Genomic DNA, 25,132 nt, shown 5'->3' on the forward strand with positions numbered 1-25,132 from the left:
CATGCGGAAAATAAAATAGCCGTAGATCGGATAAGAAATCTATCCTCTACGGCTATTTGTCACGCGCACCGAAGGGTGTGCTTTATTTTATATTTCGGGCTTACAGAACATCTACTTCATATCAGGATTTATTTTTGTTTTCCGTTTTGCTATTTCTTCATTTTTTTGTTTCTTCTTTAAGAATTTTTCTGCATCCTTACCTTGAAGTATGGGCAATTCCCTTTTTTTAGCTGGCATTTAAAATCATCTCATCACAATATATGCCGGCAAATGTAATGCTTATACAGTCTACTCCTCGAAATAATAATCAATCAAATTCTGGTCTAATAAATCTATGCTCATGTAGACCAGTCCCGATTTATTAGAATTTTTTTCATCTTCAATAAGATAACTAAGTTGCAAATTTTTATACCATTACCATTTATCATACAGAGCGTCCGTTGTAATAAAACTTTCATTTACTTGATAGGCGTTGTCAACAATTTGTTTTACGAGAAAGGTGCCAAGTCCTTTTCCTTTATATTTATTATCAACAGCGAGTCTAGCGATGTGTAGAGCCATATCAGCATCTGTTTCCGCTTCAATAGGTGTTCTAAGCAAAGTATAGTAAGCGGCTAGTTCATTAACATATATGACTGTAGTACAAGCTTCTCGAGTAATATCTGCATAATGTGCTTCTTTTTTTAAAAATCTTTCCATAGAAGAGTTTTCACAAGAAAAATTTTGAATTTGATAATAAAATTCATCAATATATTTAATGCTTTTATGGTTTATCTCTGAAGGATGAAATTGAAGCTCTTTCTCCATTTTCTAACACCCTTCGCAATCTCTTCATTGGATTATTGTGAAACTTATGTTCAACACGTATTTTCCTGTCGAGAAATCTTTTTCATCTTGACCTTTTAATTTAGGAGGTTCTCATAGACGTATAGGCATTGAAATACCTCCCATATATCTATTTTAATAATGTAAGGATATAACAAATTACTTGTATATACTAATAGATTCCATTTTCCTTCAGAAATTAAACTTTGTTATCACCAGTAAGTATGCGCCTCAAATATATGCTAGTTTAAACAACCTCACTTATAGAAATAATGCGTAATAAACGCTTGTTTTAAAAGTGAGGAGTTATCTGATGTTTAGAAAACGAGCTAATAAAGAATCCAATAAAGAACCAAATAAAGAACCAAATAAAGAGCCAAAAAAAGAACCAGTATCGCCTTCATCTCAACATACTTCATCCACAATAGGGTACAGTCCAAAGAATCAACACCAGCGCAATGACGCTCTCACGCCAAATCTCCAGCAAAATCTCTCCACCATCAAACAAACTCTCGGTAACAGCGCAGATCTGGTAGTAGCGGATTTCAAGCTTAACGGGAACGGAGCGGCGTTAGTGTATCTTGAAGGTCTTACCGACAAATACATCATTAACGAATTTTTCGAGAACCTGAACACTTCGCCGAAAATGATGGAGCATGTTTCAAACGCTGAATCATCCGCGCCGTCACTCTTGAACCAGCTGTTCATACCAAACAGCCAAACAGAGGATATCTCAACCTTTAAAGAGCTGTATGACGCGGTGCTCATCGGCAACGGCGTGCTGCTCGTGGACGGTGCGCCAGGCGGGCTCGTCATCAACACGAAAGGCTATAAAGGCCGGGCGGTGACCGAGTCTTCCACGGAAAATGTGGTGCGCGGACCGAAAGAGGCGTTCACGGAGAGCATCCTGATCAACACGTCGCTCATCCGCCGGAAAATCAAAGATCCGAGGCTTTGGGTGGAGAAGAAGAAAATCGGAACCGTCACACAGACGGCGGTCTCCATCATTTATCTGAACGGCATCGCGAACGAGAAAATCGTGCAGGAAGTGCATGAGCGGCTCGACCGGATCGACATCGACGGCATTTTAGAAAGCAATTATATCGAAGAATTCATTCAGGACGAGGTGTACACGCCGTTTCCGACGGTGTTCAACACCGAGCGGCCGGATGTTATCGCCGCTGGACTGCTTGAGGGCCGTATCGCAATCGTCATCGACGGGACACCGTTCGTGCTTCTCGTACCAGCGCTTTTCACGCACTTTTTTCAGGCAGCAGAGGATTATTATCAGCGCTGGGACATCTCGACTTTATTACGCCTGCTCCGGGTTTCGGCGTTTTTTATCTCGATGCTCGGTCCGGCGGTCTATATCGCCATCATCAACTTTCATCAGGAGATGCTGCCGACTCCACTGCTGATCAGTCTCGCCGCTCAGCGGGAAGGGGTGCCTTTTCCGGCCATTGTCGAAGCGCTCATCATGGAGGTCACGCTGGAAATTTTACGAGAAGCGGGATTGCGGCTGCCAAAGGCAATCGGCCAGACGGTGTCAATTGTCGGCGCGCTCGTCATCGGCCAGGCGGCGGTAGAAGCAGGCATCATCTCGGCCGCGATGGTGATCGTCGTGTCAATCACCGCCATCTCGAACTTTATTTTACCAGCGTACAATATGGGGATTTCGATTCGTATTTTGCGCTTCGGTTTCATGTTTCTCGCGGGTACGTTTGGCCTTTTCGGAATTGCGGCAGGGCTGTTCGCACTGGCCCTCCACTTATGCAGCCTGCGCTCGTTCGGAATTCCGTACATGAATCCGATTGCGCCGTACACGAAAAGTGAGATGAAGGACACATTGTGGAGAAAGCCGATGTGGAAGATGATCAGTCGTCCAAGACTAATGAACCGTGATTTGAAAAGGCAGGATCGCACGTATAAAAACAAGTAGAAAGGAGCCGGCAAAATGAAACGATTGATGGTAATCGTGATGTGCGCGCTCACCGTGTTTCTAGCCGGCTGCTGGAACAACCGTGAGCTGGAAACGCTGGGGATTGCGGTCGCGATGGGGATCGATAAAGAAGACGGAAAATACATCGTGACCGTACAGCTCGTGAACCCGTCGTCCGTTTCCAACCGTATCGGCGATTCATCGCGCGCGCCGATCGTCACGTATCAGGAAAAAGGGAAGACCGTTTTTGAAGCGATACGCCGGTTGACAAAAACCGCGCCGCGCAAGACCTTTTATCCGCATCTGAAGATTTTGGTGATCGGCGAGGAGCTGGCGCGTGACGGCTTTGCCGAAGCGCTTGATATGCTGTCACGCGACCCAGAGTTTCGGAACGACTTTTATGTGGTGGTGGCGAAGGATCATTCGGCAGACGATGTGCTGAACGTGCTCGTGCCGGTCGAGAAAATCGCCGCCCAAAACATGTTCACGAAGCTGCAAACGTCGTCAGAGGTGTTCGCGCCCACACTCGCGCTCACGTTCGGCGATTTGATCAAAGACATGACGAGCCGAGGCAAGCATCCGGTTATAACGGGGATTATGCTGACGGGAGAGGCGAAAGCGGGAGAGAAGATGGAGAACCTGCAGACGTCCAACCCGAAGGTGCGGCTGAAATACACGGGCATATCCGTCCTTCATGATGATCGTTTGCGCGGCTGGCTGAACGAAACCGAAAGCAAGGGCTATAACTATATTGAAAACAACGTCAAAAGTACGATCGTCGCCGTTCCGTGCCTGGATGATAAAAAGCGCTTTTTATCTGTTGAGCTGATTGATTCCGACACCAAGCTGAAGGTGAACCGCATGAATCCGAAGCCTGTCGTCAGTGTTTCGGTAAAAGCGGAAGGCAACATTGGCGAGGTCGGCTGTTCGCTGGATCTGATGAAGCAATCCACGGTCGATCAAGTGGAAGCGCTCGTCGAAAAGGACATCAATTCCAAGATCCGGGCGGCCATCACGGCGGCACAAGACGAGTACAAAATTGATTTCTTAGGCTTCGGCGAGCTGATGCACCGTTCTGAGCCTGTGTATTGGAAGAAGGTTCAGAATCATTGGGACCGGGAGTTTGTCGATATTACGATCAAGAGCAAGGTAACCGTGGACATTCAGCGGCTGGGCAAACGGACGAACTCTTATATCAATGAGATAGGAGAACACGAGTGATGGTGTACACGCTGCTTTCGTTGCTCATTGTGTGTGCCATCCTGCTGATTGACCGCCGCAAGCTAAAACAGTATAAAAGCAAGCGGGAAAATGTGGTGTACTTTGGATTTTTTACAGTTGGCGTCGTTTTGCTGGTAATGAAAGGGATGGGCGCTCCCATCCCCACACCGCTGAACTGGATTTCCTACGTGTTAAAGCCGCTGACAGGTTTCATGTGAAAAGAGAAGGAGAGGTGATGGGTGGTGCTTGAAAAAGGTAGAATCAGCATACGGCAGTTTACGATATTGGTTGCTCTTTATACAATCGGCACCGCCATCCTCATCATCCCTTCCATATTGGCTGCCAAGGCTCATCAGGATGCGTGGCTGTCAGGCATATTGGGTCTTGCGTGCGGTCTTTTGATGATTTATTTTTATTGGAAACTATCAGAGCGCTTTCAGTATAGAAATTTTGTGGAGATTCTCGAGCTTTGTTTCGGAAAAGTGATTGGCAGGACCGCCGCGTTTTTGTTCTTTATCTGTTACGTGCTGCTGCTTTCCACGTTCGTGCTGCGAGACATCGGCGACTTTATGCTGACGGTCATGATGGTCGAAACGCCGATTGAGGCGATTCATATCATCTTTTTAACGATCGTCCTTTACGGCGTCTGGCTCGGCTTGGAAGTGTTCACGCGCACGATGGAGCTGTTTCTGCCGTTTATTGTGTTGCTTTTGATTACGCTGTTTATCACGCTGCTGCCGCAAATCGAATTTGCGAACATATTGCCGGTGCTCGAGAACGGCATCAGACCTGTGCTCAGCTCATCGTTTTCGTTTGTCGTGTTTCCTTTTTTAGAGATGATCGTGTTTCTCATGATTATCCCGAGCGTGAACACTCCGGAAAAGACGAAAAAGGCGTTTTTGCTCGGAACGGCGATTGGCGGCGGTTTATTGGTCCTGCTTTCGGCGCTGTCGATCCTGGTGCTCGGTTCCATTGAAACAGCACGATCGATCTACCCAACCTATGATTTAACGAAAACGATTAACATCCGCGAGTTTTTCCAGCGCGTCGAGGCGTTGATGGCGCTTATCTGGTTCATCACCGTTTTCGTGAAGCTCGTCCTGCTGCTTTACGCCAGCTGTCTGGCCATCGCGCAGGTGTTTCAATTACAAGAATACCGCATCCTCATACTGCCTGTGGGCTTGCTGCTGTATGTGCTGTCGCTTTCCATTTTCCCGAGCACATCGTACCTGCTCGAATTCACACCCGTTTATAACCTGTACACCGTCTTCTGGTGCCTCGGACTTCCCGCCGTGGTGTGGGTCGTGTCGCTGCTGCGCGGTAGGCAGCACGGGCGGATTAATAAAGACGTCTAATGAAAAAATCACTGCCGGTATGCAGTGATTTTTCTTCGTAGTTGAGAATGGCGCGAATGGTGGGAATAGCGGCGCGCCAATTAAGGGAAGTTATTAATTCCCGCTCGCAAGTGGAATAGATTGGATTGCAACAGCTGAATGGCGCGAATGCAGCCTGGACCGGAGCGCAAAATAGTAGGAGCCGCGCGCAAACTCGACATATGGCATGCAAATCAAAAAATTGGCGCGCAAGCAGTGGGAAGGGCGTAAGCGTCAAAAGAACCGCACCTTCTGTTGAGGGTGCGGTTCTTGTATACTGTGCCTATTCTGGTTGTTTAGATAAATAACATGATGTTGGCAACTCCGTTGACCAGGGCACAAGTTTCTCTAATTGATTGGATGTCACCTCGATATTTGGTAATGTTTCAAATAAGTAAATGAAGTATTGAAAGATGTTCAGGTTATTTTCTTTCGCTGTTTCCAACAAGCTGTAGATAAGCGCACTGGACTTAGCGCCTTTTGACGAGTTAGAAAACAGCCAGTTTTTACGTCCAATCACAAATGGCTTGATGCTTCTTTCCGCCAAGTTATTATCAAGATCCAGACGGCCATCTTGAAACGGGACCTCAAGTTTTTTCTGTTGATTTAACGTGTATTGAATCGCTTCACCGAGTTTGCTTTTGGGCAATACCTTCGGCTTGGTGGTTTTTAACCATGTGAAAAAAGCCTCCACCAAAGGTTTACTTTGCTCTTGACGTACCTGAAGTCGCTCCACGAAAGTAGCGGCGCTTATTTTCTTTTCAATTCGGTAGAGAACCCCAATTTTTTGAAGAGCTTGTTCGGCAATGGTCGGCTCCCCACTTTTACGAGGAGGTGCAGCTTTTTGCGCTTCATCGAATTTTCTTCGGGCATGAGCCCAGCAGCCCGAAAGGGTGACTCCAGGCAAACCCTCATAACCTTTATAGCCATCCACATGTAGCGTTCCTCTGAATCCTTCGAGGAATCGTTTCGGATANGAGCCACATATAAGATTGGGAGCTCGGCGCCCGATCTTTTTCGTGAAGGACTTGAACGGTCGTTTCATCGGCGTGAAGGACACCTTGTTTTTTGAGTGTCTCCTTCATGTACTCTACCAACGGATCAATCCACGTGTCTGCCGCATACAAAATCCAATTGGATAACGTTTGGCGAGAAAGTGATACCCCTAACTGTTCCAGCTGTTTTTCTTGACGATAGAGCGGAACGCTCGCCATATATTTTTGGATAATCACATGTGCGATGGCAGATGGAGAAGCCATGCTTTTGGGAAACACGGGGTTGGGCATCGGAGCTTTCACAATCGGTGTTGTAATATTTTCTTGTTCGCAGGTGCGGCAAGAATACACGTCGCGTTCATGTTGGACGATCTCAACTCGTGCTGGAATGATGAGAAGCTCTCGGCGTATTTCTTTTTTCATGACATGAATGTCATTTCCGCAACTCGAACAAGCCTGCTCCTCTTTGGGCAGGCTGTGAACGACGGTAGTCACAGGTAACGTGTCCATAAGCGACTTCCGTGCACTTTTTTTCTCTTTCTTCTCTGAAGAAGACTCTTCCCCCAACTCTTCTTCTACTGGTGCAGCTGTTATTTCAGCTTCGTTAAATAGAGGAAGTTCAAGCTGGTCATCAGGAGTCTTCTCGCTAGAAGCACCAAAGTGTTGGCGATTTTTCAAACGGAATTGTTCTTCGTACCAGGCAACGAGGGCCTTTAATCCCTCGTTCTGCTGCTCAAGGTCTCGAATCCGTTTTTGTTCTTCAGTTGTAGTAGAAGGTGTCGTCGAATGTCTCATGGTTTAAGAATACAACACTAGTTTCTATATTTCATCATTTAAATAACTTTCGTTGCCGTTATCCTTGGAAAGACCTTTCCTTCCTCAAGTGTCAGTCCTTCCAACATCCAACGCAACTGCCGGGGATGAATGGATGCCGGTTGATTTTGAGGCCCTACGGGCCATTGAAAGCTCCCGTTCTCTAGACGCCGATAATACAACCAAAAACCATTATAATCCCAGTGGAGAATTTTCAACCGGTCTCGTGATCGATTACAGAACAGAAAGAGATTAGGAGAACAAGGCTCTAATTGAAACGTTTCTTGGACCAAAGCAGCGAGACCATCGATTGATAATCTCATGTCCGTCACGCCATGCGCGAGGTAGATGCCTTTAATGCCGTCTAAATTAATCCGCACGTTTGAGCACCTCCACAATTTCTCGAAGGAGCTCTTCGTCAAAACCTGTCCGAACCTCAATGCGACAATCATTTATTAAGACATCCAACTTTGAAAATGGAATGTCCATCGTGATGGCTGACCAGGTTGTCTCTTTTGGCTCTTTTTCAGTTGGAAACAACCGAATTCGATTTCGAATGAACTGAGAATAACTAATGTCATCCCGGTCTTGAATCCACTCCTTTACGGTCAGTCCGCTCTCGCGCCAGTCGCTGATAATCTCCATCCAGTTATGGTCATTTTCCAATAGATTTTGTTCTTCCAATTAAAAAAGCCCCTCTCAAGATAAGATGAACTCATTATCCTACGGGGCTTTTGCATTTATAAGGTGTGTTTTATTTTACGCTTACGGAAGGGCTAGATTAGCTTGTTTCAAGCCTGCCCACAATTTCGCTCGGCGCGAATGCACAGGAAACCCGCTCGCATCCCACTCGGTTTCGCGCGCAATCATTCAAAAAAACATGAAAACGGCGCGCAAGCTGATGCAGCCCAAAGGAATCTCTCAATCCACCTTCAACGCTGTATGCCAATCGGCTTTTTGCAGCGGGCTGTGTTTGGATGTTAACAGCTTGATGATCCGAGGTTCTTGTTTCTTCGTATACTCTTCTGCGAGCTCTGATGTTTGCTGGTGAAACTGCGCGCCGGCAATGTACGAGGTCATATAATCGGTCCAGTTGGAGAACAGAGATTGAGCGAGAGACGCGGCATTTTCACACAATCGATCTCTTTCCTTCCTCAATAAAGGCATCGCTTTTCGGTTGCTCCACAAAAGGGAGGCCGACCGGGTCAGCATTTGGCTGTTGAAAATACAGCAAGACAGATCGTATGCCTTGATTCCATGCTCTGTTAACCGGTTCATATAGCGGCGGACGATGCGGTACTTGTGCGCCGCAGAAGGATCAAGTGATTGAATGAGTGCCTCTTGCTCGCTTTCAGACAGCCTCATAAGCTCCTCTTTAATCGTGGCAAACTCGTGCTGATGGCCTTCCGAAAGAAACCAAGCCAGTTTGTCAGGCGGCAAATTCTGATGTGTTTGGCTGTTTAGAAAAATGGCTTTAATCCGGCTGACTCCGTATTTCGGATAATTGACGGCCCAATAATAAGAGCCCATTCCTTGAAAGCATAGGCTGCTGAGCGCGTTGATGAACAGCGCCTTTTTTTGATGTTGTTTACGTTTCTTGAACAAACCAACCTTCCTCTCTTATCGAAGACCTCGATAGATTCGTTTCCATTCCCGCAGTATCAGAAACATCGAGACGAGAAATACAATCGTCCAGAGAGCGGGCATGATGATGAAGCTGAACGACACGTCCTCAGGCAAGAAAAACAAGTTAATCAAATAAACGACCATAAGCCAGACAGGATGGCTGAATTCATCTGTATCGGCAACAGCCTGATAGCCGAAATAGGCGAGAAAGAGCGGGATGAGCATTCTCCACCTCAAGTGGCTTAACAGGAAAACGCCGCCTTTTTTCAGAAACGAATACTGCTTCAACTCTGATTTTAACTCGCGCCTTGATGGCGGATTTTTCACCTTTTTGCGGAATGACCTCGTTTTCAGCAGGGTGTTAATGTCGGCAAGAGCGGTAATCGCTTCTGCATCATAAGGCTCCAGCTCGCGAATTCGCTTGAACTGCTGCCGTGCCTCCAACAGCCTTTCCTGCTTATAAAGTGACCGTCCAAGCAGGCTGATGATGTCAATATCATCCGGCCGCACCGTAAGCATGGGAGAAAGCAGAACCTCCGCTTCCATATACTGTCCGCTCTCTATGTACACGCGGGCGAGGAGAAGCTTAGCCTCCTTATGGTCTTGGAGACCGGAAAGAAGCTCAGCCGCCTCGGTATAGCGTTTAGCATGAGATAGGACTTTTCCAAGAGTAAGGACGGTTAACGCGTGTCCTGGACGAAGGGAATGTGCCTTCTTTAAACGAACTTCGGCTTCGTTTAATCGATTCGTACGCTGACAGAGTAAGCCGTGAATAAGCTGAAGATCAGGATCATCGGAAAAGATCCGGCCGGCTGCGGCTGCTTCCTTTTCTGCCTGTTCCTCATCACCTGCTGTATACGCATCCAGGGCAGCTTCTCGTGCTCTGAAAAATGAATCCGCATCGATTCCTGGAACACTCGCCGCATAATGAAACGATAAATCAGGAGATTGGCTCAGTCTTTTCTTGTAATAGTGAAGAAAATGATCCATATCCTCTCTGTTGAGGCTATGCCTTCTTTCTTTGATCATCTCACTCCATTGAAACTGATTTTCGAGCAGCAGCCATATGTTCTTGGGCAGCAGATGATGCTGAGCGATAAAAGACAGAAGCGTTTGGCTGACCTGCTGCTTGTGTTCCATGCTCCACAGCAGTTCATCATTTAAAAGATCGAGCCATTTTTCTTCCTCTATCCGCCATGTGATGCTGCGGTAGATATTTTCCGCTTTTTCCATAAACTGCGCAATCGTATGGCGAGGCGGCTCCGGTGAGGCTTTGAGTTCAGGCAGAACAACCGAAAGCGGGATTCGTTCTTCAAAATCAGAATAAGAAGGGAAGGGTTCAGCATGTGCAGAGCCTGCTGCGGCCTCTGCGTCTGCTGATAAATGTGTTTTCTTCTTCAAATTCTTTTTTACCGCATCAAATGCTTCGCGCAGCCGCTGATAGCCCTCGGGATCGTCTTCTGGGTGATGAAGCTTTAGCTGTTTGGAATACGCTTTTTTTATCGCGCTAAGGTCATCGGTCGGCTGGATGCCAAGAATGGTCCAATAGCTGTTCATACGGTCAGCCAGCTTTCTAACCGATCGAGCTCTTCTTTACATTTAGCAGCCGCACGTTTGATGATATGCTCCTGCTGGGTGGAAATGGCGCGTTCAAACTCTTCTAAAATTTGTTCCACAACCATGCGTTTTTCCCCGATTGCCTCCTCGTACAGTCTTTCGCCGCGAGCGAGGATCAGCCGGTTTTCCGTGCGGTCACGCGGGTGGATTTTGATGTCTTTCAGCTTTTCCATCCGTTTCTGCATTTCCGATTCTGTCATCGAACCGTCGTTTTGCTCAATCAGTATCTTTTTAACCTGTCCCGTGCTCGGTGTTGTCACTTCGACTTCAAGCAGCCCGTTCACATCATAGGTAAAGCGCACATCAATGCTCTCCTTGCCCGCAGGCGCAGGAGGGATCGTGACCGTCAGCTCTCCCAGCTTCAGATTGTTTTCAACGAGCCTGCTTTCACCTTGATAAATATCGACCGTGATTTTTTTCTGATTGTCCTCAATGGCCCAATAGCGTTCGACACGGCTGACCGGGATGGGTGTGTTGCGCTCAATGATCGGACTATAATGGCCGGAGGAATAGTGGCCCTCACTAAGCTTTTTCGCTGTGCTGATGCCAAGAGAATACGGGCACACATCTGTCAAAATCATCTCGCTTACCGCTTCGTTCCGCTCTTTAAGAGCGACCTGAACCGCTGTGCCGAGGGCGACCGCTTCGTCCGGGTGTATCGACGTGAATGGCAGGCGGCCGAACAGCTTTCCGATGGTCTGTTTGATAGCCGGCATCCGCGTCGCACCGCCGATCAAGATCACGGTATCCACATCATCCGGCCGCAGCTCAGCATCTCGTAAGGCACGCTCGACAGGATTGCGCAATCGCAGAATAAGAGGCTGTATGAGCTTTTCGAACGAAAGCCGAGTGATCTCTAGACTGTGAGTCGTTCCATCCAAAGTAAGGGTCATAAGTGCGCTCTGACGGCTTCCGCCAAGCTCTTTTTTGCATTGCTCCGCTTGTTTGAATAGTGCAGAAGTGGCATGCGCATCAAGCGTATCACCTGACAAATTTTTCTCTGTTAAAAAGAAGTTCATCAAGGATTGTGTGAAATCTTCGCCGCCAAGAAAATTGTCTCCAGCAATGGATTTGACCTCCATCACCCCTTCAAACAGCTCTAGGATGGACACGTCAAACGTTCCGCCGCCTAAGTCAAACACAAGAAATTTGGTGTCATCCTCTTTTTGATGCAGGCCGTATGCGATGGCAGCGGCAGTCGGTTCACTGATCAGCCGTTCGACGGTAAGGCCGGCAAGCTCTGCTGCATATTTCGTCGCTTTCCGCTGCTGATCGTTAAAATAAGCAGGAACGCTAATCACCGCATGGGTAATCGTCGTATGTAAAAAGGCTTCGGCATCACGCTTTAACGATTGCAGAACAAACGAAGACAATTCTTCTGGTGTGAACTCCAAACGACCGAGTCGGTACGTCTTTTTCGTACCCATATGGCGTTTGAAGGCAGAAGCGGTATGATGCGGATGGGTGATAAGCCGCTCCTTCGCGATTTCTCCGACTAAAATCTCCCCGTTGTCATCGACGCTGACAATAGAAGGCGTCAGGTTTTGGCCTAGCACATTGGGGATGATGACCGGTCCGTCTTCTCCCCAAAACGCAGCAAGGCTGTTGGATGTTCCAAGATCAATTCCTATCGTGGTCATGCAATCGTCCCCTTTGTTCATTACTCGTTTTTTTATATCATAATCATATCGTTCACATTTCGTAAAAGAAACCCATTTAAGCAGTAAGTTGCAGGTTTTACTCTTCGAAATTCTTGTCCGCAGAATCCGGATCCTCGTTCAACCATCGGATGAGGCTGATGAAAAAACCGACGATAAGAGCGGCCGGAACAAGCCACACGACTCCATACGCAATCGCGAATCCGAGCCCGTCCGCATCAGATGGACGAGTGACTTCAACCGCCTGCGTCCAAAGAATAAGACCGCCAAGCAACACGACGTAAGATATAATAGAACTCGTAACAAACGTACCGAACGCTTTACTCATGATCAATCACTTCTTTCTTGTAGTGTAAAAATAGACTGGAGGGACCCAATTGAAAAAGCGGAATGCTGTATTCCTGCTGATCGCGATTGTTCTCATACTAGCCGCAGGAATTCCGGTATACGAAGGACTTTACGGAAACAAATGGGAGACGAAGAAAGAAACAGTCAACCATCTTCAGCAAAAATACGATAAATCTTTTGTGATTGACAGCATCACGTTTCAGTCCGGAACCGGAACCGGAACCTATTATATGGAAGCACACCCAAAGGACAATGCAGATGAGCGTTTCACCATTCATTATGACAGAAGCATGAAGACCTATTATGATGACTATGAGCTCGCTCATGTGGTGTACAAGGAATTAAAGCCGCTAAAATCAATGGATGTCTATTATTCGTATGATTCAGGCGGCTCGCCGGATCTTGTTGAGGAAACATTGAGAGAAAACGGCTACAGTGAGGTGACGTTCAATCTATCATTTTATATCACCGATCAAGAACAGCAAAACACTATCATTGAGGCGATAGAGAAGATTAATAATGTTTACAAGGAGAAATTAAATCCTCACGCCGCTTATCTCAGTATACACATCCCGAACAAGTCTATTATTCAAGTAAAGAACAACGGACAAACCCTCACAGACCTTCTTGCATTTTGGGATAAGCATGAAAAAGATTTCCGCTTGTATTGCCACGATTGCGAGCAGGGCAAGAAATGCTGGTAAATGAAATAACATAGACAACTATTGACTAGGATGATGAAAATGGACAAGAAAATACAACGAGATGTACTGAGTGACTTTTATCAAGGCAAGCTGACGGACGTCCGCCAAACCGAGAACGGTGTGATGATGACGATTGATATGTCGGAGTTTGCAGCGCATTATCACTCGTCCACGTTTTATATTGAACTGCAGCAATGCCGCCTGTTTGAGATGTCGTTTCGTTCTAAACGCTTTGATTGGCAGGATATCGCCGGCCATACGATCGAGCTGCGTGATACGGAATATGAATATTTTGAACTAAGAGTGAACTGCTGTCTGGATGATGATGAGCTGGGTGAGATCCTCATTGAAACAGAAAGCCTTAAGGTGTAAGACGAACATCACCGTGATGTGGATCTGTTGGACCTCGCGATTAATGCTGGATTGTGCTGCTCCGGCTCAGGCATTGATTTTATGGTCGGCAAAAATAAAGAAGAGCTGTATGCCACAGACGATAGTGTGAAGTTTGACGAAGCGGTATTCGAACACCTGGCACAGGGAGACGAGTATGAGCAGTACAGAAGGCGTCATACAAATAAACAGCCTAAGAAAGGCTTTGATTTGCTATTTAACTTGGATCCATACGGTAGAAAAAAGCTGAGCCAACAGGACATGCAGCAATTAATGGTGATCTGTGACACGATTACAGCAAACTATTCATCAGACGAGCTGAATGATCGAAAAGTAAGATACTTTGCTGATCGGTTAAAAGAGCTTTGTCAGAAGGCAATAGCTGAAAACCTGATGATGATGGCAGTCGGTGATTAAGCTTTAAGCATGATACAGATCAAAGTGAATTTCCGCACCGATAGAATGGGTAAATGAGATAACATCAGACGGCAGGTACATTGCTGGAAATTGGTTATCCTCAACAGAGATGACGACCATGAGCAAATAGTCGATAGTGTGTTCTTCTTTAAAATCCTTAAGTACAGCTGTCTTACTGGCCAATTGGCGCAGTATGACAGCTAGTTGATTGTGGATGTCGAACGATTCCTGATAGCCTGTACTGAACGTCCAGTCGGTTTCTTTTCGGAACATCGGTGCTCCTGGCCTATCGATTTCATCTCCCTTTTTATACGTTTCCGTGGGCTGGAAACCTAATATGTTCGTCAGCTCTTCGATTGGAAACACCTCGCCAATCGCGCTGAAATACGCCATTACTTTTGTGTTCTTCATAAAATCCCCTCCGCTACTACCAAGGTTAATAAGGTGCATGAAAAAAGACAAGCACAAATGCTTGCCTTGCCTGACCGCTCATGAACCGGAGCTGCTGCTGCCCGAGCCAAATCCAGAGCTTGCTTTCGTTGTCGTCGTTTTCGTGGACGGTTTGTTAAACGTGATCTTTCCTGTGGGCTTTGTTTTCGTCACGCTCGCTGCTAAAAAAAGCCACCAAGGAAACACGTTTTCATCCGCATAATAATTTTCAAATACCGTCGTTTCTCCGTTATTTTGCAGATCGTCAAGAAAAGCAATCAGTTCTTCTTCATTAAACTCAAGACCATTTTCCTCTATATACGTTTCCATCGCTTCCAGATCAAGATCAGGGTAATACGGCTGAAGATGGTCCAGCTGTAGTTCACCTTCCGCTACGTACTCTTCCTCAGGTTCATAATCTGTATTGGTCGAGCTTCCTGTATCCATTGGCTCATCATAAATCTCTTCCTCATAAATAGCGTCTTCTTCAATCGTGCCCTCGTAGTACGATGTTCCGCACCCACTCAGCACAACAGCCGCCGAAAGCAGCCCGCCCAGCATCCTCTTCGTGTTGTTCATCATCAAAGAGCCCCCTCTTAACCTTCTTATCTTCATGTATACACCAACTATTACACAAAGTTTCATATTTGGATATAAAAGGATGTAAGATCTGGGGTCCGGTACTCATCCGCTGGATAAGGCTTTATTAAAGACTTTAAGGGAGAGGCGTACCGGACCCCGAGAGTACCGGACCCCGGGGTTGAAAACACCTCGATTTCTCGTTTATCGCTTTGAACGGCTGAGAAGAAGCGGTGAACGAGGGGTGTTGGGGGGTGGTTCGTCGTTTTAGAGGTGAGTTTGATGGCAAACACCATCTGAAACGAAAATCAAAATGCCTTACATTTATCTCACCGGCGGAATAAAGGAAAGTGTGCACTTTTACAAGGACGTTTAATATGAAGCATTTGCCGTTTGAGGAAGTAGCGAAGCTGTTTAATCCGTTAATCAAGAGCAAGCTGAGAGGACTGCGGGTGACAGGCGAGCTGTATGACCAATACTATCAGGCAGGTTTAATTGGCTTATGGAAAGCATGGCGCGATTTCGATGAAACGAGAGGCAGCTTTCCCGCTTATGCGCAGCAGAAGATCACAGGCGGGATGATGGATGAAATGCGTAAGATGATACGCAACAAGAAACGCGAGCAGCTGATGGAGCCCCAGGACTATGACAGCATCATTCCGTTGAAGGTGTATGATGAGGTGCCAATCTTTGAAAAAGAAGCCATCGCGTTTTATCTGTCGAAGCTGAGTACGCTCGAACAGCGGTGGGTGATCGAGAAGATTTGCAACCAAAAGCGTGAAGCAGAGATCGCGAGTGAGTATGGAGTGACGGTCGGAGCCGTGAAGAGCTGGAGAAAGCGTGTCGTGAAGAAGCTGCGGCACTTAACATAATGGGGGTCCGGTACATCGGAATATTTTAAAAAACTGCATAAGGCGAGAAGGATTACGAAAGCTGCAGAGAATTACTAATATATAACATTTTTTTAGGGGGAGCATGTTATGAATACAATAAAACCGGTGTACTACGATGGCAGCCAGCAGCCGGCCATTGCTAACAGCCACAATGAGAGAAATCCTGTCCTAACCGAAGAAGCAAGAAAGACTATGAGCGGCAATCCTTTTTACACGAAAAAGCAGGACTAATACACGAAGGAAGGACCAGCCTGGAAAGACAGGGGCAGGTCCTTTTTTGATGTAGTAAAATATGGTCATTTTTTAAGGGATAATCTCGTGTATTGAGCGAGGGAGACAATTAAACGAAAGTGCATCCAAAATGGCAAGCTTATAATGCCTCCTGTAAGCATGCGGATTTTAGGCTTTGTTGTTGCGCAATACCTTTCATGACGGAAATAATATTTTACTAGAAATGCATTTTATGATGAGTCTATATGCCCAAGTGTTGATAAACAACAACAAATTAACTATGTGGAAAAAATAACCTCATCTTGATATAATATCCTTTGTTTCGTGTTTCACCTATTCAGTTTTTATTTAAAGGGAGGATCTTATGAAATATTTGGGGGCATTATTCTTAAGCTTGGTGCTGTTAACCGCTTGTTCGGATTCAGAGGAAGCCGTGAAGCCGAAAAAAGAAGAGAAACAAGAAAAACAGGAAAAAGAGAAAACAGACAAACAAGAACAGCAGGAAAAAAAGGATAATGAAGAAGTACAAGAAAAAGAAGAAACACCAGTAACACCAGTACAAGCAGAGAAAAAAGAAGAGCCGAAAAAGGTAAGTGCCGAAGAAGCGCGCGGCATTCTAAAGAATAATCTGGATTCTATTTTCAAAACGTTCGATGATGCTGGAAAAAAGCATGGCTGGAATGCTTCTAAGAAGGCAGATTTCAGCTTGCTGCGTGATCAATTACTGCCATATGCGACGGTTTCCTTTACAGACAGCGAGCTGAAGAAAGCCGCGGGAGATTATTATTGCGAATGTGATAACATCATAGAGCCTATGATCAGCTACAATGTTCGGTTTGCATTCACTCAAACGAAAGAAAACGAGATAAATATAACGGCTATCGAACCAGCCAATCAGATCTACAATATGGCATCTAAGTGGGAATTTACTCTAATTAAAAAAAACAATACGTGGAAGTTAAATAGATGGAACGAGATCAGCTTGAAGGGTCAGGATCTCCAGCTTACAGGTGAAGAAGCGGTTCTTCTGACAGCGGACGAAAGCACGAAGGTGGAATTCGTAAAGGAAATGGAATCGCCAAAATACGGTGGGAAAATTTATGTGCTTCAGGCAACGACAACCGTTGAAGGAAAAGAACATGTAAGCGAAATCGCCATTAGTGCAAAGGATACGCGAATTGTGTACGAACAAGCAAAAGGGACGGCCTCAGAGTAAATGCGTCCTTCTAACAGCGGGTGGTGAATGGCACCCGCTGCATTTTTTTTTAAGTGGGAAGATGAGGTATGAGATGTCAAAAATCATCGAGCAGCAGAAGCAGTTATGCCAAAGGTTTAATGCGCATTTTTATCCAGCCGAAGACCATCTGAAGCTCGGAATATCCAGACAAGTGAAAGAGGGCTTGCAGCCAGTTCTTGGATTGCGGCTGCCTCCTGAAGAGGGGACAACAGGCTGGTTCATTTGAACAGGCGAAGAATTTAGCGAAGACCCTGATTTCTTTGTTCCGATTCATGCTCATCATGTAAACGAGTGGGTGGATTGTGTACAGGTTTATTTAGGCCTTGCTCCAGGGTGGAGGTTTTTACTTGCTGAAGATTATGTGGATGTCTGGTTTGATGAAGAGCTCCTTTAATAGAGTCATAGCTGACCAGCCTCGGAAACGCGAGGCTGGTTTTCTTCGTTTACCTTTCTTCATCGCCATATATGTAATAGAATGTCGCCTTTTTGATCGACTCGATCAAGTGCAGATGACGCGAGAACGGGTTGTCCTCTTTTAAACAAGTGTTTAAAAATGGATCGTTTGAATACTGTTCGGCAAAGGATGTTTTCAGCCACTGCAAATCGTTCGGTCTAGGCGTCCGGTTCGTCACTGCCCTCGTAAGAATGGCATAAACTCGAGATGTATAGCTCTCCCAATCACCCGCAATATCGTTCTCGAGGTCTTCGTTCTCCAAATACTCGTAGACCTCTTCGTCGCCAAAAAAGTGTTCGCGATGGTCCAGGAGCAGCTTCAGCAAGTGAACCTGTTTCTCTGTTTTGACAACGCGAAGGACGTATTCATAACTAAAAACAACATACCATTCCGGAGATTTGAGCAAAGCATTTTTGGCTTTCCACATATGTTTCATCTGTGTGTGTCTCATTGATTTGTATCCCTTCCAAAAGTTACTAGAATGTTTCTATTTTACTATACATTTTATTTGTATAATAAAGTAATGTGAGAGGTGAATCATGAGACAACTTGTCATTATCGTAAGCGTAGGACTAATTAGTGTGTCGTTAGGTGTTTTCTTTAGACAGCTGTATAGAGCCGGGAGCATGAAAGAAAAACTTGGATGACAGCTGCCTTTTTCATGGAACCGCTCGATTTATAGTCAAGTATGCATGACTCAGGTCTACTCGGACTCGCGTATTCACTCATATTCATGTGAAAAGGATTGTTCAGATGAAAAAAAGAAAATGGAGTATCGGTTTTATTTTATTTGCTATTTTAAGCATTTTAGTGCTCAATGTTCCGCTAATTCACTATCCGGTATGGGTGCCGAAAAAATTTGAGTATAAGGATTATCACGCAACGTACATTCCATTTAAAGTCACCGACCAATATGCCACAATCGTTACGTGTGGACGTAATTGCAGCCAGGTCCATTACCACTATAAAAATGATGACAAGCATCTCTCCGTCCTTGCAACCGATAAAGCAAGCTGGTCTTCAGATGCGATTTGGCAGCGGAAGAATCGTGTGCCAGGAACAAATTACTATTACAATTCTACTCAGCTTGCATGGATTGAAGAAGACACCGAAGTAGAAGTATTCATTAAGCTAGAAGGACAAAAGAGTGATGTGAAAACGTTATTAAACGTTGCTGAATCCATAAAATAAATCTAATAAATCTTAAGCCTTGCCTAGAGAGTGGCAAGGCTGTTTTTTTATAAGCACTTGAGCTCTGTGCTTTTCCGTCCTTCCGGTGTTTTAGGGGTCCGGTACTTTTCCAAACCGTCCGGGTGTTCGCATGGGTATTTGGAGAGATAACTTATCCTCACCAATAGGTATATAATGGAACGGGAATGGGTGGGTGCTTTTGTCGGTATGCTTTGAAATACGTTATCGGGAGGATAAACCATGCTGAACAAATGGAAAAATGCACTGTTAACAAAAGAGGTTACGATTCCTGTCTCGAATGAAATGCTTTCGTTCATAAAGCCTAAAGTTGAAGGAATCTCCAACGCAAAGGTAAGCATTGATCAAGTGTTGATTCTCACAGGCACGTATACGGTAGAGAAACTTTTTATTAAGAAGGATATTTCTTTTCAGATCAGGCTGAAGCCGAAGTCCAGCGAAGGAAGAATGGTTTTATTTGATATTGATTCCATAAAGCCGTTTAACCTGGATATCATTAACGATTATGTAATGAACAATAAATACATGACGTACTCCAAAAATGTACTATCTGTGGACCTTAATGCGATAGACGCGGTTAGAAAAGTACCTGTCGGTCAAATCCGAGATGTCCAGATTGTGAATGATCGATTAATGATTACGATGGGAATTTAATAGGGGGTCCGGTACTTTTCCGTCCTTCCGGTGTGAACACCCGGGCGGTTTGGAAAAGTACCGGACCCTTATTTTAGTTCATCACCGGTCGCACCCAAAGCTTCGAGAAGTCCACATATCCGAAGTGCTTGATCTGGACGTTCATCAGCTCTGATGAGAAAGGGATATTCCGTTTTTCTGAATAGATGGGTATCATGATCGATTCCTTCGCCAAATAGCTTTCGAGTTCTGCATTCAATAGCGGCCACTCCTTAAATGGTGTAGTGTGATAGCGGTTTAATCGACGTTCAATCTCGTATTCCGTTTGTACAATCATCTCGAGCGGGGAGTAGCCGTTTTTCATAAAGTTATAGAAAGAAAACTCTTCGTTCAATTCAAAGATCTCGCCATGCACGAACAAATCGACCTGCTGGCTCATTTCACGGCGTGTCCACGTATCCCGAAACGGAAGATGCATCGTTTCCACAGGCACCCCTCCTTTTTCAAGACAGCTCAGCAGCCAGTTGGTCGTGTTCAGCGTATGCTCGGTTGTCCGAATAACGAGCGGTTTCGTAAAAACGGGACGAGACACCTCAGCGATTTGGAACGGCAGGCTAGACTGGCAAACATAGTCGCTTGACTGTGCACGGGAATTGAACGAGCTGATCGAGTGCCGGTTACTTGCAATAATCCAATGCAGGTAATCCCGCACCTCCTTGCGCTGAATATCTGAATCGCGGTACTTGTTCATGATCACCACACCAAAGCCGGAGCTGCTTTCCACCTGATAGGTTGTGTGCTGCTCTTGTTCAAGTGCGGAGTGATAGCTGTTGTCAAAATCAGCAGGCACCTGCACGAATTCAACCGCATCCAGCAGAGGGCGTTCCTGAAAATAGTCGCTGAACGCGGAGAGGGTCGTCTTTTTATCGTTGTTTTCACTGATGTAAAAGGCACCTGTCCCGAGCAGCTGACCGTTGCTTTCTTTATATATGCTGCAGTTTAACGAGCCGAGCATGTGCAAAGCGTAGCTGCACCCGAGCGGAAAATGGAGATCCACAACAAGTGGTGCTGGTGCTGAAATGCTCTCAACACGTGACCAGATGTGCTGATAAAACTCGTGCTGGCGCAGTTTATCCAAACACTCTGCCACATCTTGCGCAGTAAGAAGTGAGCCATCGTGGAACGTGATGCCTTTTTTCAAATAAAGTCGCAATCGTGAAGGGGTGAACTCCCAGCTGTGCGCGAGTTCAGGCTCGACGCTATCCTTTTCGGTGAGCGTGACGATCCGGTTATAGACGTTCGCCACAAGGCGTGCACTGTGTGCGTCAGCCGCCTCGAGCGGATGAGTGGTCAAAAAAGGATAGCGGCGCGGCACGATCAGCCGGTCATCGGATTGCTGTATGTACCCAAACTTTGTATGAAATGTGTTCATGAGCCGAAGCCGGCACGCGTCTGACCAGTCATAGATCAAGTATTTGCTCGCGTGTTCAACCGGCTCCTCATCCAGCATTTTCAGCATCGTTTCTTCATAACGTTCCTCTACATTCGTCTGCCATTCGAGAGACGACGCGTTTCCGCGGCCGCGGCCGCTCGTGAACGTCAGCCACCCTTCCTCTGCCCAGCGCTGCAAATGGCGTGTCGTCTGTTTTGTGCTCAACTCAAGCCGGTCTGCCGCATCCTGAATTTTTAAATTGCCAGACGGAAAATGGCGCCATAGCATCAGTAAGTTTTTCTCCATGCTTCCATCTCTCCTAATAAGTGGACATATTAATTAGAATTGTCTATTTTTACGTATCTTCGTCTAGTTTAACATAAGAGGAAGAAAAAGGGAGTGGTGTAAATGACATGGAAAGAATACCCGCAAAACATTAAAGTTCGCCTTATCACATCGTTCTTTAACCGAGCCGTCGCTTCTGCTGTCATGCCGTTCATGGCACTATTTTTCGCAGAGGAAATGAGTAAAATATGGGCCGGAATATTCCTAATCTCGACAGTCGTTGTCGGATTTATCGTAAACCTGATCGGCGGCTATATTTCCGACCGCTTTCCGCGGAAAAAGGTGCTCATGATCACTTCGGTCCTGACATCGCTCATGTTCTTAATGATGACCATCAGCTTGCTGCCAGAGGATAAAATGATTGGGCTGTTCGCACTCGCGTACATCTTATTCACGATAACTGGAAGTCTTGGCCGTCCAGCCATGCACGCTCTTATCATCGACTCGACAACGCCTGAGAACAGAAAGGCTGTCTATACGCTCGATTATTGGCTGATCAACCTGTCACTCGCTATTGGTACGACACTTGGCGGCCTGCTCTACATCAGTCACAAGGTGGAGCTATTCATGATGCTCACCATCACGTCATCATTGATATGTGTGGCGTACTACCTTTGGCTGAAAGACGAGAACCATCACGTGCTGAAAAAGAAGTATCAAAATGTGGTGATGGACATGGTGCAGAATTATCGCATCGCGTTTCGGGACAGTGCCTTCGTAAAGGTCGTCATTGGCTCGGGGCTCATCTTCTCGGCAGAATTTACATTAAGCAGCTACATCGGCATCCGTCTCGCCGAATCGTTCGAGACGCTAGATGTTAACGGGTTCGAGTTCACCGGCGTTCACATGCTCAGTTTGATCAAAGTACAGAACATGCTGTTTGTCGTGTGCTTCACGTTTCTCGTGAACCGAATCACCGACCGCTTTGATAAAAGAAAAATGCTGATTGTCGGGCTGATCATGTACGGCTCAGGATATGCAGTCGTCACATCCGCTAACATCTGGTATGTCCTCATACTATTTAATGTGATTGCAACACTCGGCGAGCTGATCTATTCGCCGATTAAGGAAACCGCCAAAGCGAACATGATTCCAGACGACAAACGCGGTTCCTATTCCGCTTTCAGCAACCTATCCTTTAGCGGAGCCGACCTCATCGCCCGCTCCAGCATCATCATCGGCGCGTTCCTCATCCCAACCATGATGAGCGTGTACGTAGGAATCACCGTGTTCACAGGCGCCGTGCTCATATACACAGGGTTCTTCCTCAGTTCTAGCAAAAAAACAGACGGGAATGCCGTCGCTGGCGTGAAGAAGGCAGTGTAACCAAGTTCAAGTTCGGGGTCCGGTACATATGTACCGGACCCCGAACTTGTGATGTGTTTTTATTTTGTTTTTAGCTTCTTGCTCTTCATATACCGATAAACCGGAATCTCTTCCCCTTTTTTCGCTGTAATAAAGTTAAAGGTAACATAGCTGTCGATGGATTCAGGCTCAAGGGCGAGGGCGATAAAGTTGGCGTTGCTCTGGCTCATCTCTAGTACATAGCTTCCGGCAGGGAAGGCGTGCTTCTTTTTCACCACATCGGTCGTGACTTTATTCGTATAATGCCCACTTTCCGGTGTGGTCGAAATTGTGCTGCTCGTCACATTATAGGTTTCCACAGGAAGGGTGGCAGCAGTACTCAATTTCGCAACCTTCACACCGAGAATTTGCAGCTTTTTCGCGGCGACATCGCTTCCCGCTCCAGGCGGCAGGATATACGCCGTTGGACGGTCACGCACGAGTGTAGGATACGCTTCCGTCGAGTCTTCCCAAATAATCGGGGTCTTCACTTTTTCCGCCTTCGCGAGATCAACAACCTCGAGTGTTCGGTTTAACATACGCTTGTTCTCGCTCGTGACAACAACCTTGTCGTTGTCATTCGCCTTTGATCCTTTTACGATTACTTCTTTGCGCGCTTTTTCCACCACAGATTTCACCTTTTCGGCATGTGCCGCTGTGTTTTGGATAAACGATGCCTGCGCGACGACCTGGGCATACACTCTGCGTTCAAAGTCAGCTCGTCCGATGTTAATGCCGCGCGTTTCAATCAAGTACGTGAGGGTGTTCTTCAAACCGAGCGCGTTCCGTCCGATTCTCGTTTCGGTGCTGCCCTCTGTCGCTACAAGCTGGCCGTCCTCCACATCAAGCGTGTAATAATCATTGTGGCTGAGCTTCGCTTTATCGAGCGTTTTATTCACTTTTTCAAGCAGCAGGCTGTCAGACGTTTTGCGCAGCTCTGCCGGAATGTTCAAGTTTTTAGCGGATGAGATGAGCAAGTCATAAGACGGAAGAGCCCCTTTTTCACCCACATTCTTGAGCTGTGAAGAGTTGACCGTGTATTCATGCGCATCCAGCACCACATCGGGCTGATACGCGTTGACCGCCTTGTGGACCGTTTGAACCTCCACATATTCGGCCTTCATATAATCACGGTTCGCATCATTGTTGTTTGCGACCGTCCTTTTAAAATAGTAGGAACCGTCCGGGTTAACCCGCGGAATGATGGCAATGTCGACCTTATCGAGCACTGGACCGAGCTTGCCTTCAGCGAGCATTTTCGCAAGCACGAGCGCTGACTCACCTGCTGCCGGCTCGTTGCCATGAATCTGGCTTTGCACCCAAATCAGCGGTTTTTTCTTATGTGCGTACCCTTTTTTATGAGAAGCGTCCTTGCTGAACATCAGAAGAGGAATGTCGCGTCCTTCCGCTGACTGGCCAAGAATTTGAAGCGTCGCATAGCGGTTTTTGCGGTCGATCTGTTTCAGCACATCCATCATCTCTTCCTGGCTCGTAAAGGCGAGGCGCCCTTGCTGAAAGGCCGGCGTGTCAAACGTTACATGAGGTTTCGGAAAAAGATGCGCAATATTTTCAGGCTGTATGTAGCTTGGCCCTGTGCCGTAATAAGGAACAAATTCCTGCTCAGCCGCATGAGCCGTCTTCTCGCTAATAGCAGCCCCTGGTGCAAAAAGGCCGGCAGAAAGTGCAAGAGTTAAGGCGACAGAAGTGGAACGAAATACTTTTTTCATATACTTCCTCCTGAGTGTATGTATGGTATTATTCACCAAATTAGCATATTAAAAAGTATATTGAAATTTTTTGTGCGCGAATGTCGAAGGATTAGGAAAAAGGGCGGCCGCCTCGGTAAGGAGTTTGTCGAAAGCGTAGGCCGTAAGTTCCCAGTCGGGGTCCGGTACCTTTTGCCCAGGATGGATGAAGGCCATTGTCGTAACAATTAGCTGAAATGCTTTAACTTTTCTTTGACTTGATTCGACTTTTCCAGGAATTGCTGTGACTTTTTCATAATTTGTTTTAACTTATTGAGAAGTTGTTGTGATGTCGCAAATTCACACCCCATTAACCAGGTCATCTGATAAGTGAATAACCTAAAATACCATTAGTCCGCATAAAATATCTTCATTCAGCTCCTCTATGATGCGGAATTTAGCTGGAAGAGCCGCTTTATTGGTGAAGATCCTGAAAACTGTGGGCGGGGTCCGGTACCTTAATCGCTGCAAACATGCAAATGTCGTAACAATTAGCTGAAATGCGTTAACTTTTCTTTAACTTGATGCGACTTTTCCGGGAATTGCTGTGACTTTTTCATAATTTGTTTTAACTTATTGAGAAGTTGTTGTGACAAGGTAAATTCACAACCCATAAACCAGGTCATTTGCCGTTCTAGAATGCAGAAATTAGCTGAAAGAGCTAATTTTACGGTA

At 46.1% G+C, this 25,132-nt stretch carries 26 protein-coding genes and 2 pseudogenes; 14 read left to right on the plus strand and 14 right to left on the minus strand.

What is annotated here, in order from left to right; translation table 11 throughout:
• Positions 1 to 111 precede the first annotated feature (111 nt).
• Positions 112 to 237: a hypothetical protein gene (locus tag ACFQPF_RS05205; protein WP_379747275.1), complete on the minus strand. Its 126-nt coding sequence runs from the start codon at positions 235 to 237 to the stop codon at positions 112 to 114.
• Positions 238 to 414: 177 nt separating this feature from the next.
• Positions 415 to 807, minus strand: coding sequence for a GNAT family N-acetyltransferase (locus tag ACFQPF_RS05210; RefSeq protein ID WP_379747277.1), 393 nt, complete (start codon positions 805 to 807; stop codon positions 415 to 417).
• A gap of 331 nt (positions 808 to 1,138) precedes the next feature.
• Here ACFQPF_RS05210 and ACFQPF_RS05215 point away from each other — a divergent pair, with 331 nt between their 5' ends.
• Genes ACFQPF_RS05215 through ACFQPF_RS05230 form a run of 4 tightly spaced genes read left to right on the plus strand, consistent with a single transcriptional unit; the run spans position 1,139 to position 5,340 of the window.
• Positions 1,139 to 2,764: a spore germination protein gene (locus ACFQPF_RS05215; protein ID WP_379747279.1), complete on the plus strand. Its 1,626-nt coding sequence runs from the start codon at positions 1,139 to 1,141 to the stop codon at positions 2,762 to 2,764.
• Between the two features lie 15 nt (positions 2,765 to 2,779).
• The gene (locus ACFQPF_RS05220; protein ID WP_379747281.1) at positions 2,780 to 3,985 is read left to right on the plus strand and encodes a Ger(x)C family spore germination protein; all 1,206 of its coding nucleotides are present in this window, start codon (positions 2,780 to 2,782) and stop codon (positions 3,983 to 3,985) included.
• A complete protein-coding gene (locus ACFQPF_RS05225) occupies positions 3,982 to 4,203 on the plus strand; it encodes a hypothetical protein (protein ID WP_379747283.1) in 222 nt (73 codons plus the stop codon). Before ACFQPF_RS05220 ends, ACFQPF_RS05225 begins: the two co-directional genes overlap by 4 nt.
• A 21-nt stretch (positions 4,204 to 4,224) precedes the next feature.
• Entirely contained in the window at positions 4,225 to 5,340 is a 1,116-nt protein-coding gene (locus ACFQPF_RS05230) for a GerAB/ArcD/ProY family transporter (RefSeq protein ID WP_379747285.1), read from the plus strand.
• 301 nt (positions 5,341 to 5,641) lie between these two features.
• Here ACFQPF_RS05230 and tnpC read toward each other — a convergent pair.
• The 7 genes and pseudogenes from tnpC to ACFQPF_RS05265 form a co-directional block, all read right to left on the minus strand.
• Positions 5,642 to 7,148, minus strand: a pseudogene (gene tnpC, locus ACFQPF_RS05235) (IS66 family transposase).
• A gap of 38 nt (positions 7,149 to 7,186) precedes the next feature.
• Positions 7,187 to 7,618, minus strand: coding sequence for an IS66 family insertion sequence element accessory protein TnpB (gene tnpB / locus ACFQPF_RS05240; protein ID WP_379747287.1), 432 nt, complete (start codon positions 7,616 to 7,618; stop codon positions 7,187 to 7,189).
• On the minus strand, positions 7,536 to 7,850 hold the full coding sequence (tnpA, locus tag ACFQPF_RS05245) for an IS66 family insertion sequence element accessory protein TnpA (protein WP_379747289.1): 315 nt from the start codon (positions 7,848 to 7,850) through the stop codon (positions 7,536 to 7,538). Before tnpA ends, tnpB begins: the two co-directional genes overlap by 83 nt.
• Positions 7,851 to 8,087: 237 nt before the next feature.
• Positions 8,088 to 8,771: a DUF1266 domain-containing protein gene (locus ACFQPF_RS05250; protein ID WP_379747291.1), complete on the minus strand. Its 684-nt coding sequence runs from the start codon at positions 8,769 to 8,771 to the stop codon at positions 8,088 to 8,090.
• Positions 8,772 to 8,786: 15 nt separating this feature from the next.
• Entirely contained in the window at positions 8,787 to 10,349 is a 1,563-nt protein-coding gene (locus ACFQPF_RS05255; protein ID WP_379747293.1) for a tetratricopeptide repeat protein, read from the minus strand.
• Positions 10,346 to 12,049 (minus strand): molecular chaperone HscC, encoded by a 1,704-nt coding sequence (locus ACFQPF_RS05260; protein ID WP_379747295.1) that lies wholly within the window; start codon positions 12,047 to 12,049, stop codon positions 10,346 to 10,348. Before ACFQPF_RS05260 ends, ACFQPF_RS05255 begins: the two co-directional genes overlap by 4 nt.
• A 97-nt stretch (positions 12,050 to 12,146) precedes the next feature.
• Positions 12,147 to 12,395, minus strand: a complete 249-nt coding sequence (locus ACFQPF_RS05265) for a hypothetical protein (protein WP_379747297.1) — start codon at positions 12,393 to 12,395, stop codon at positions 12,147 to 12,149.
• 49 nt (positions 12,396 to 12,444) lie between these two features.
• Between ACFQPF_RS05265 and ACFQPF_RS05270 the strand changes: the two genes are divergently transcribed.
• Genes ACFQPF_RS05270 through ACFQPF_RS05280 form a run of 3 tightly spaced genes read left to right on the plus strand, consistent with a single transcriptional unit; the run spans position 12,445 to position 13,926 of the window.
• On the plus strand, positions 12,445 to 13,119 hold the full coding sequence (locus tag ACFQPF_RS05270; RefSeq protein ID WP_379747299.1) for a hypothetical protein: 675 nt from the start codon (positions 12,445 to 12,447) through the stop codon (positions 13,117 to 13,119).
• Between the two features lie 39 nt (positions 13,120 to 13,158).
• Positions 13,159 to 13,491, plus strand: a complete 333-nt coding sequence (locus tag ACFQPF_RS05275) for a hypothetical protein (RefSeq protein WP_379747301.1) — start codon at positions 13,159 to 13,161, stop codon at positions 13,489 to 13,491.
• Between the two features lie 27 nt (positions 13,492 to 13,518).
• Positions 13,519 to 13,926 (plus strand): hypothetical protein, encoded by a 408-nt coding sequence (locus tag ACFQPF_RS05280; protein WP_379747303.1) that lies wholly within the window; start codon positions 13,519 to 13,521, stop codon positions 13,924 to 13,926.
• 3 nt (positions 13,927 to 13,929) lie between these two features.
• On the opposite strand, the gene ACFQPF_RS05285 is transcribed toward ACFQPF_RS05280, so the two are convergent.
• Positions 13,930 to 14,319, minus strand: a complete 390-nt coding sequence (locus ACFQPF_RS05285; protein ID WP_379747416.1) for a DUF4279 domain-containing protein — start codon at positions 14,317 to 14,319, stop codon at positions 13,930 to 13,932.
• A gap of 96 nt (positions 14,320 to 14,415) precedes the next feature.
• Positions 14,416 to 14,937 carry a hypothetical protein gene (locus tag ACFQPF_RS05290; protein ID WP_379747305.1) on the minus strand — a complete coding sequence of 174 codons (522 nt, stop codon included), beginning with the start codon at positions 14,935 to 14,937 and terminating at the stop codon, positions 14,416 to 14,418.
• A gap of 374 nt (positions 14,938 to 15,311) precedes the next feature.
• On the opposite strand from ACFQPF_RS05290, the gene ACFQPF_RS05295 reads away from it, so the two are divergent.
• From ACFQPF_RS05295 to ACFQPF_RS18510, 4 genes and pseudogenes are all read left to right on the plus strand, one after another.
• Positions 15,312 to 15,806: a sigma-70 family RNA polymerase sigma factor gene (locus ACFQPF_RS05295; RefSeq protein WP_379747307.1), complete on the plus strand. Its 495-nt coding sequence runs from the start codon at positions 15,312 to 15,314 to the stop codon at positions 15,804 to 15,806.
• A gap of 108 nt (positions 15,807 to 15,914) precedes the next feature.
• On the plus strand, positions 15,915 to 16,058 hold the full coding sequence (locus tag ACFQPF_RS05300) for a hypothetical protein (protein WP_379747309.1): 144 nt from the start codon (positions 15,915 to 15,917) through the stop codon (positions 16,056 to 16,058).
• A gap of 364 nt (positions 16,059 to 16,422) precedes the next feature.
• Positions 16,423 to 17,274, plus strand: a complete 852-nt coding sequence (locus ACFQPF_RS05305) for a hypothetical protein (protein ID WP_379747311.1) — start codon at positions 16,423 to 16,425, stop codon at positions 17,272 to 17,274.
• Positions 17,275 to 17,347: 73 nt separating this feature from the next.
• Positions 17,348 to 17,689, plus strand: a pseudogene (locus ACFQPF_RS18510) (immunity protein Imm33 domain-containing protein).
• Positions 17,690 to 17,738: 49 nt separating this feature from the next.
• Here the strand turns inward: ACFQPF_RS18510 and ACFQPF_RS05315 are convergent.
• Positions 17,739 to 18,185 carry a hypothetical protein gene (locus ACFQPF_RS05315; RefSeq protein ID WP_379747314.1) on the minus strand — a complete coding sequence of 149 codons (447 nt, stop codon included), beginning with the start codon at positions 18,183 to 18,185 and terminating at the stop codon, positions 17,739 to 17,741.
• 317 nt (positions 18,186 to 18,502) lie between these two features.
• On the opposite strand from ACFQPF_RS05315, the gene ACFQPF_RS05320 reads away from it, so the two are divergent.
• Together ACFQPF_RS05320 and ACFQPF_RS05325 are read left to right on the plus strand one after the other, a co-directional pair.
• Positions 18,503 to 18,940, plus strand: coding sequence for a hypothetical protein (locus ACFQPF_RS05320; RefSeq protein WP_379747316.1), 438 nt, complete (start codon positions 18,503 to 18,505; stop codon positions 18,938 to 18,940).
• Between the two features lie 240 nt (positions 18,941 to 19,180).
• Positions 19,181 to 19,612, plus strand: coding sequence for a hypothetical protein (locus ACFQPF_RS05325; protein ID WP_379747318.1), 432 nt, complete (start codon positions 19,181 to 19,183; stop codon positions 19,610 to 19,612).
• Positions 19,613 to 19,685: 73 nt separating this feature from the next.
• On the opposite strand, the gene ACFQPF_RS05330 is transcribed toward ACFQPF_RS05325, so the two are convergent.
• Positions 19,686 to 21,329: an ABC transporter substrate-binding protein gene (locus ACFQPF_RS05330; RefSeq protein WP_379747320.1), complete on the minus strand. Its 1,644-nt coding sequence runs from the start codon at positions 21,327 to 21,329 to the stop codon at positions 19,686 to 19,688.
• A gap of 102 nt (positions 21,330 to 21,431) precedes the next feature.
• Between ACFQPF_RS05330 and ACFQPF_RS05335 the strand changes: the two genes are divergently transcribed.
• Positions 21,432 to 22,694: an MDR family MFS transporter gene (locus tag ACFQPF_RS05335; protein ID WP_379747322.1), complete on the plus strand. Its 1,263-nt coding sequence runs from the start codon at positions 21,432 to 21,434 to the stop codon at positions 22,692 to 22,694.
• Positions 22,695 to 22,753: 59 nt separating this feature from the next.
• Here ACFQPF_RS05335 and ACFQPF_RS05340 read toward each other — a convergent pair whose 3' ends face one another.
• Entirely contained in the window at positions 22,754 to 24,439 is a 1,686-nt protein-coding gene (locus ACFQPF_RS05340) for a M14 family metallopeptidase (protein ID WP_379747324.1), read from the minus strand.
• Positions 24,440 to 25,132: the final 693 nt, after the last annotated feature.

This window comes from Fictibacillus iocasae (genome assembly GCF_042665465.1).
In the GTDB taxonomy this organism is placed as follows: Bacteria; Bacillota; Bacilli; order Bacillales; family Fictibacillaceae; genus Fictibacillus; species Fictibacillus iocasae.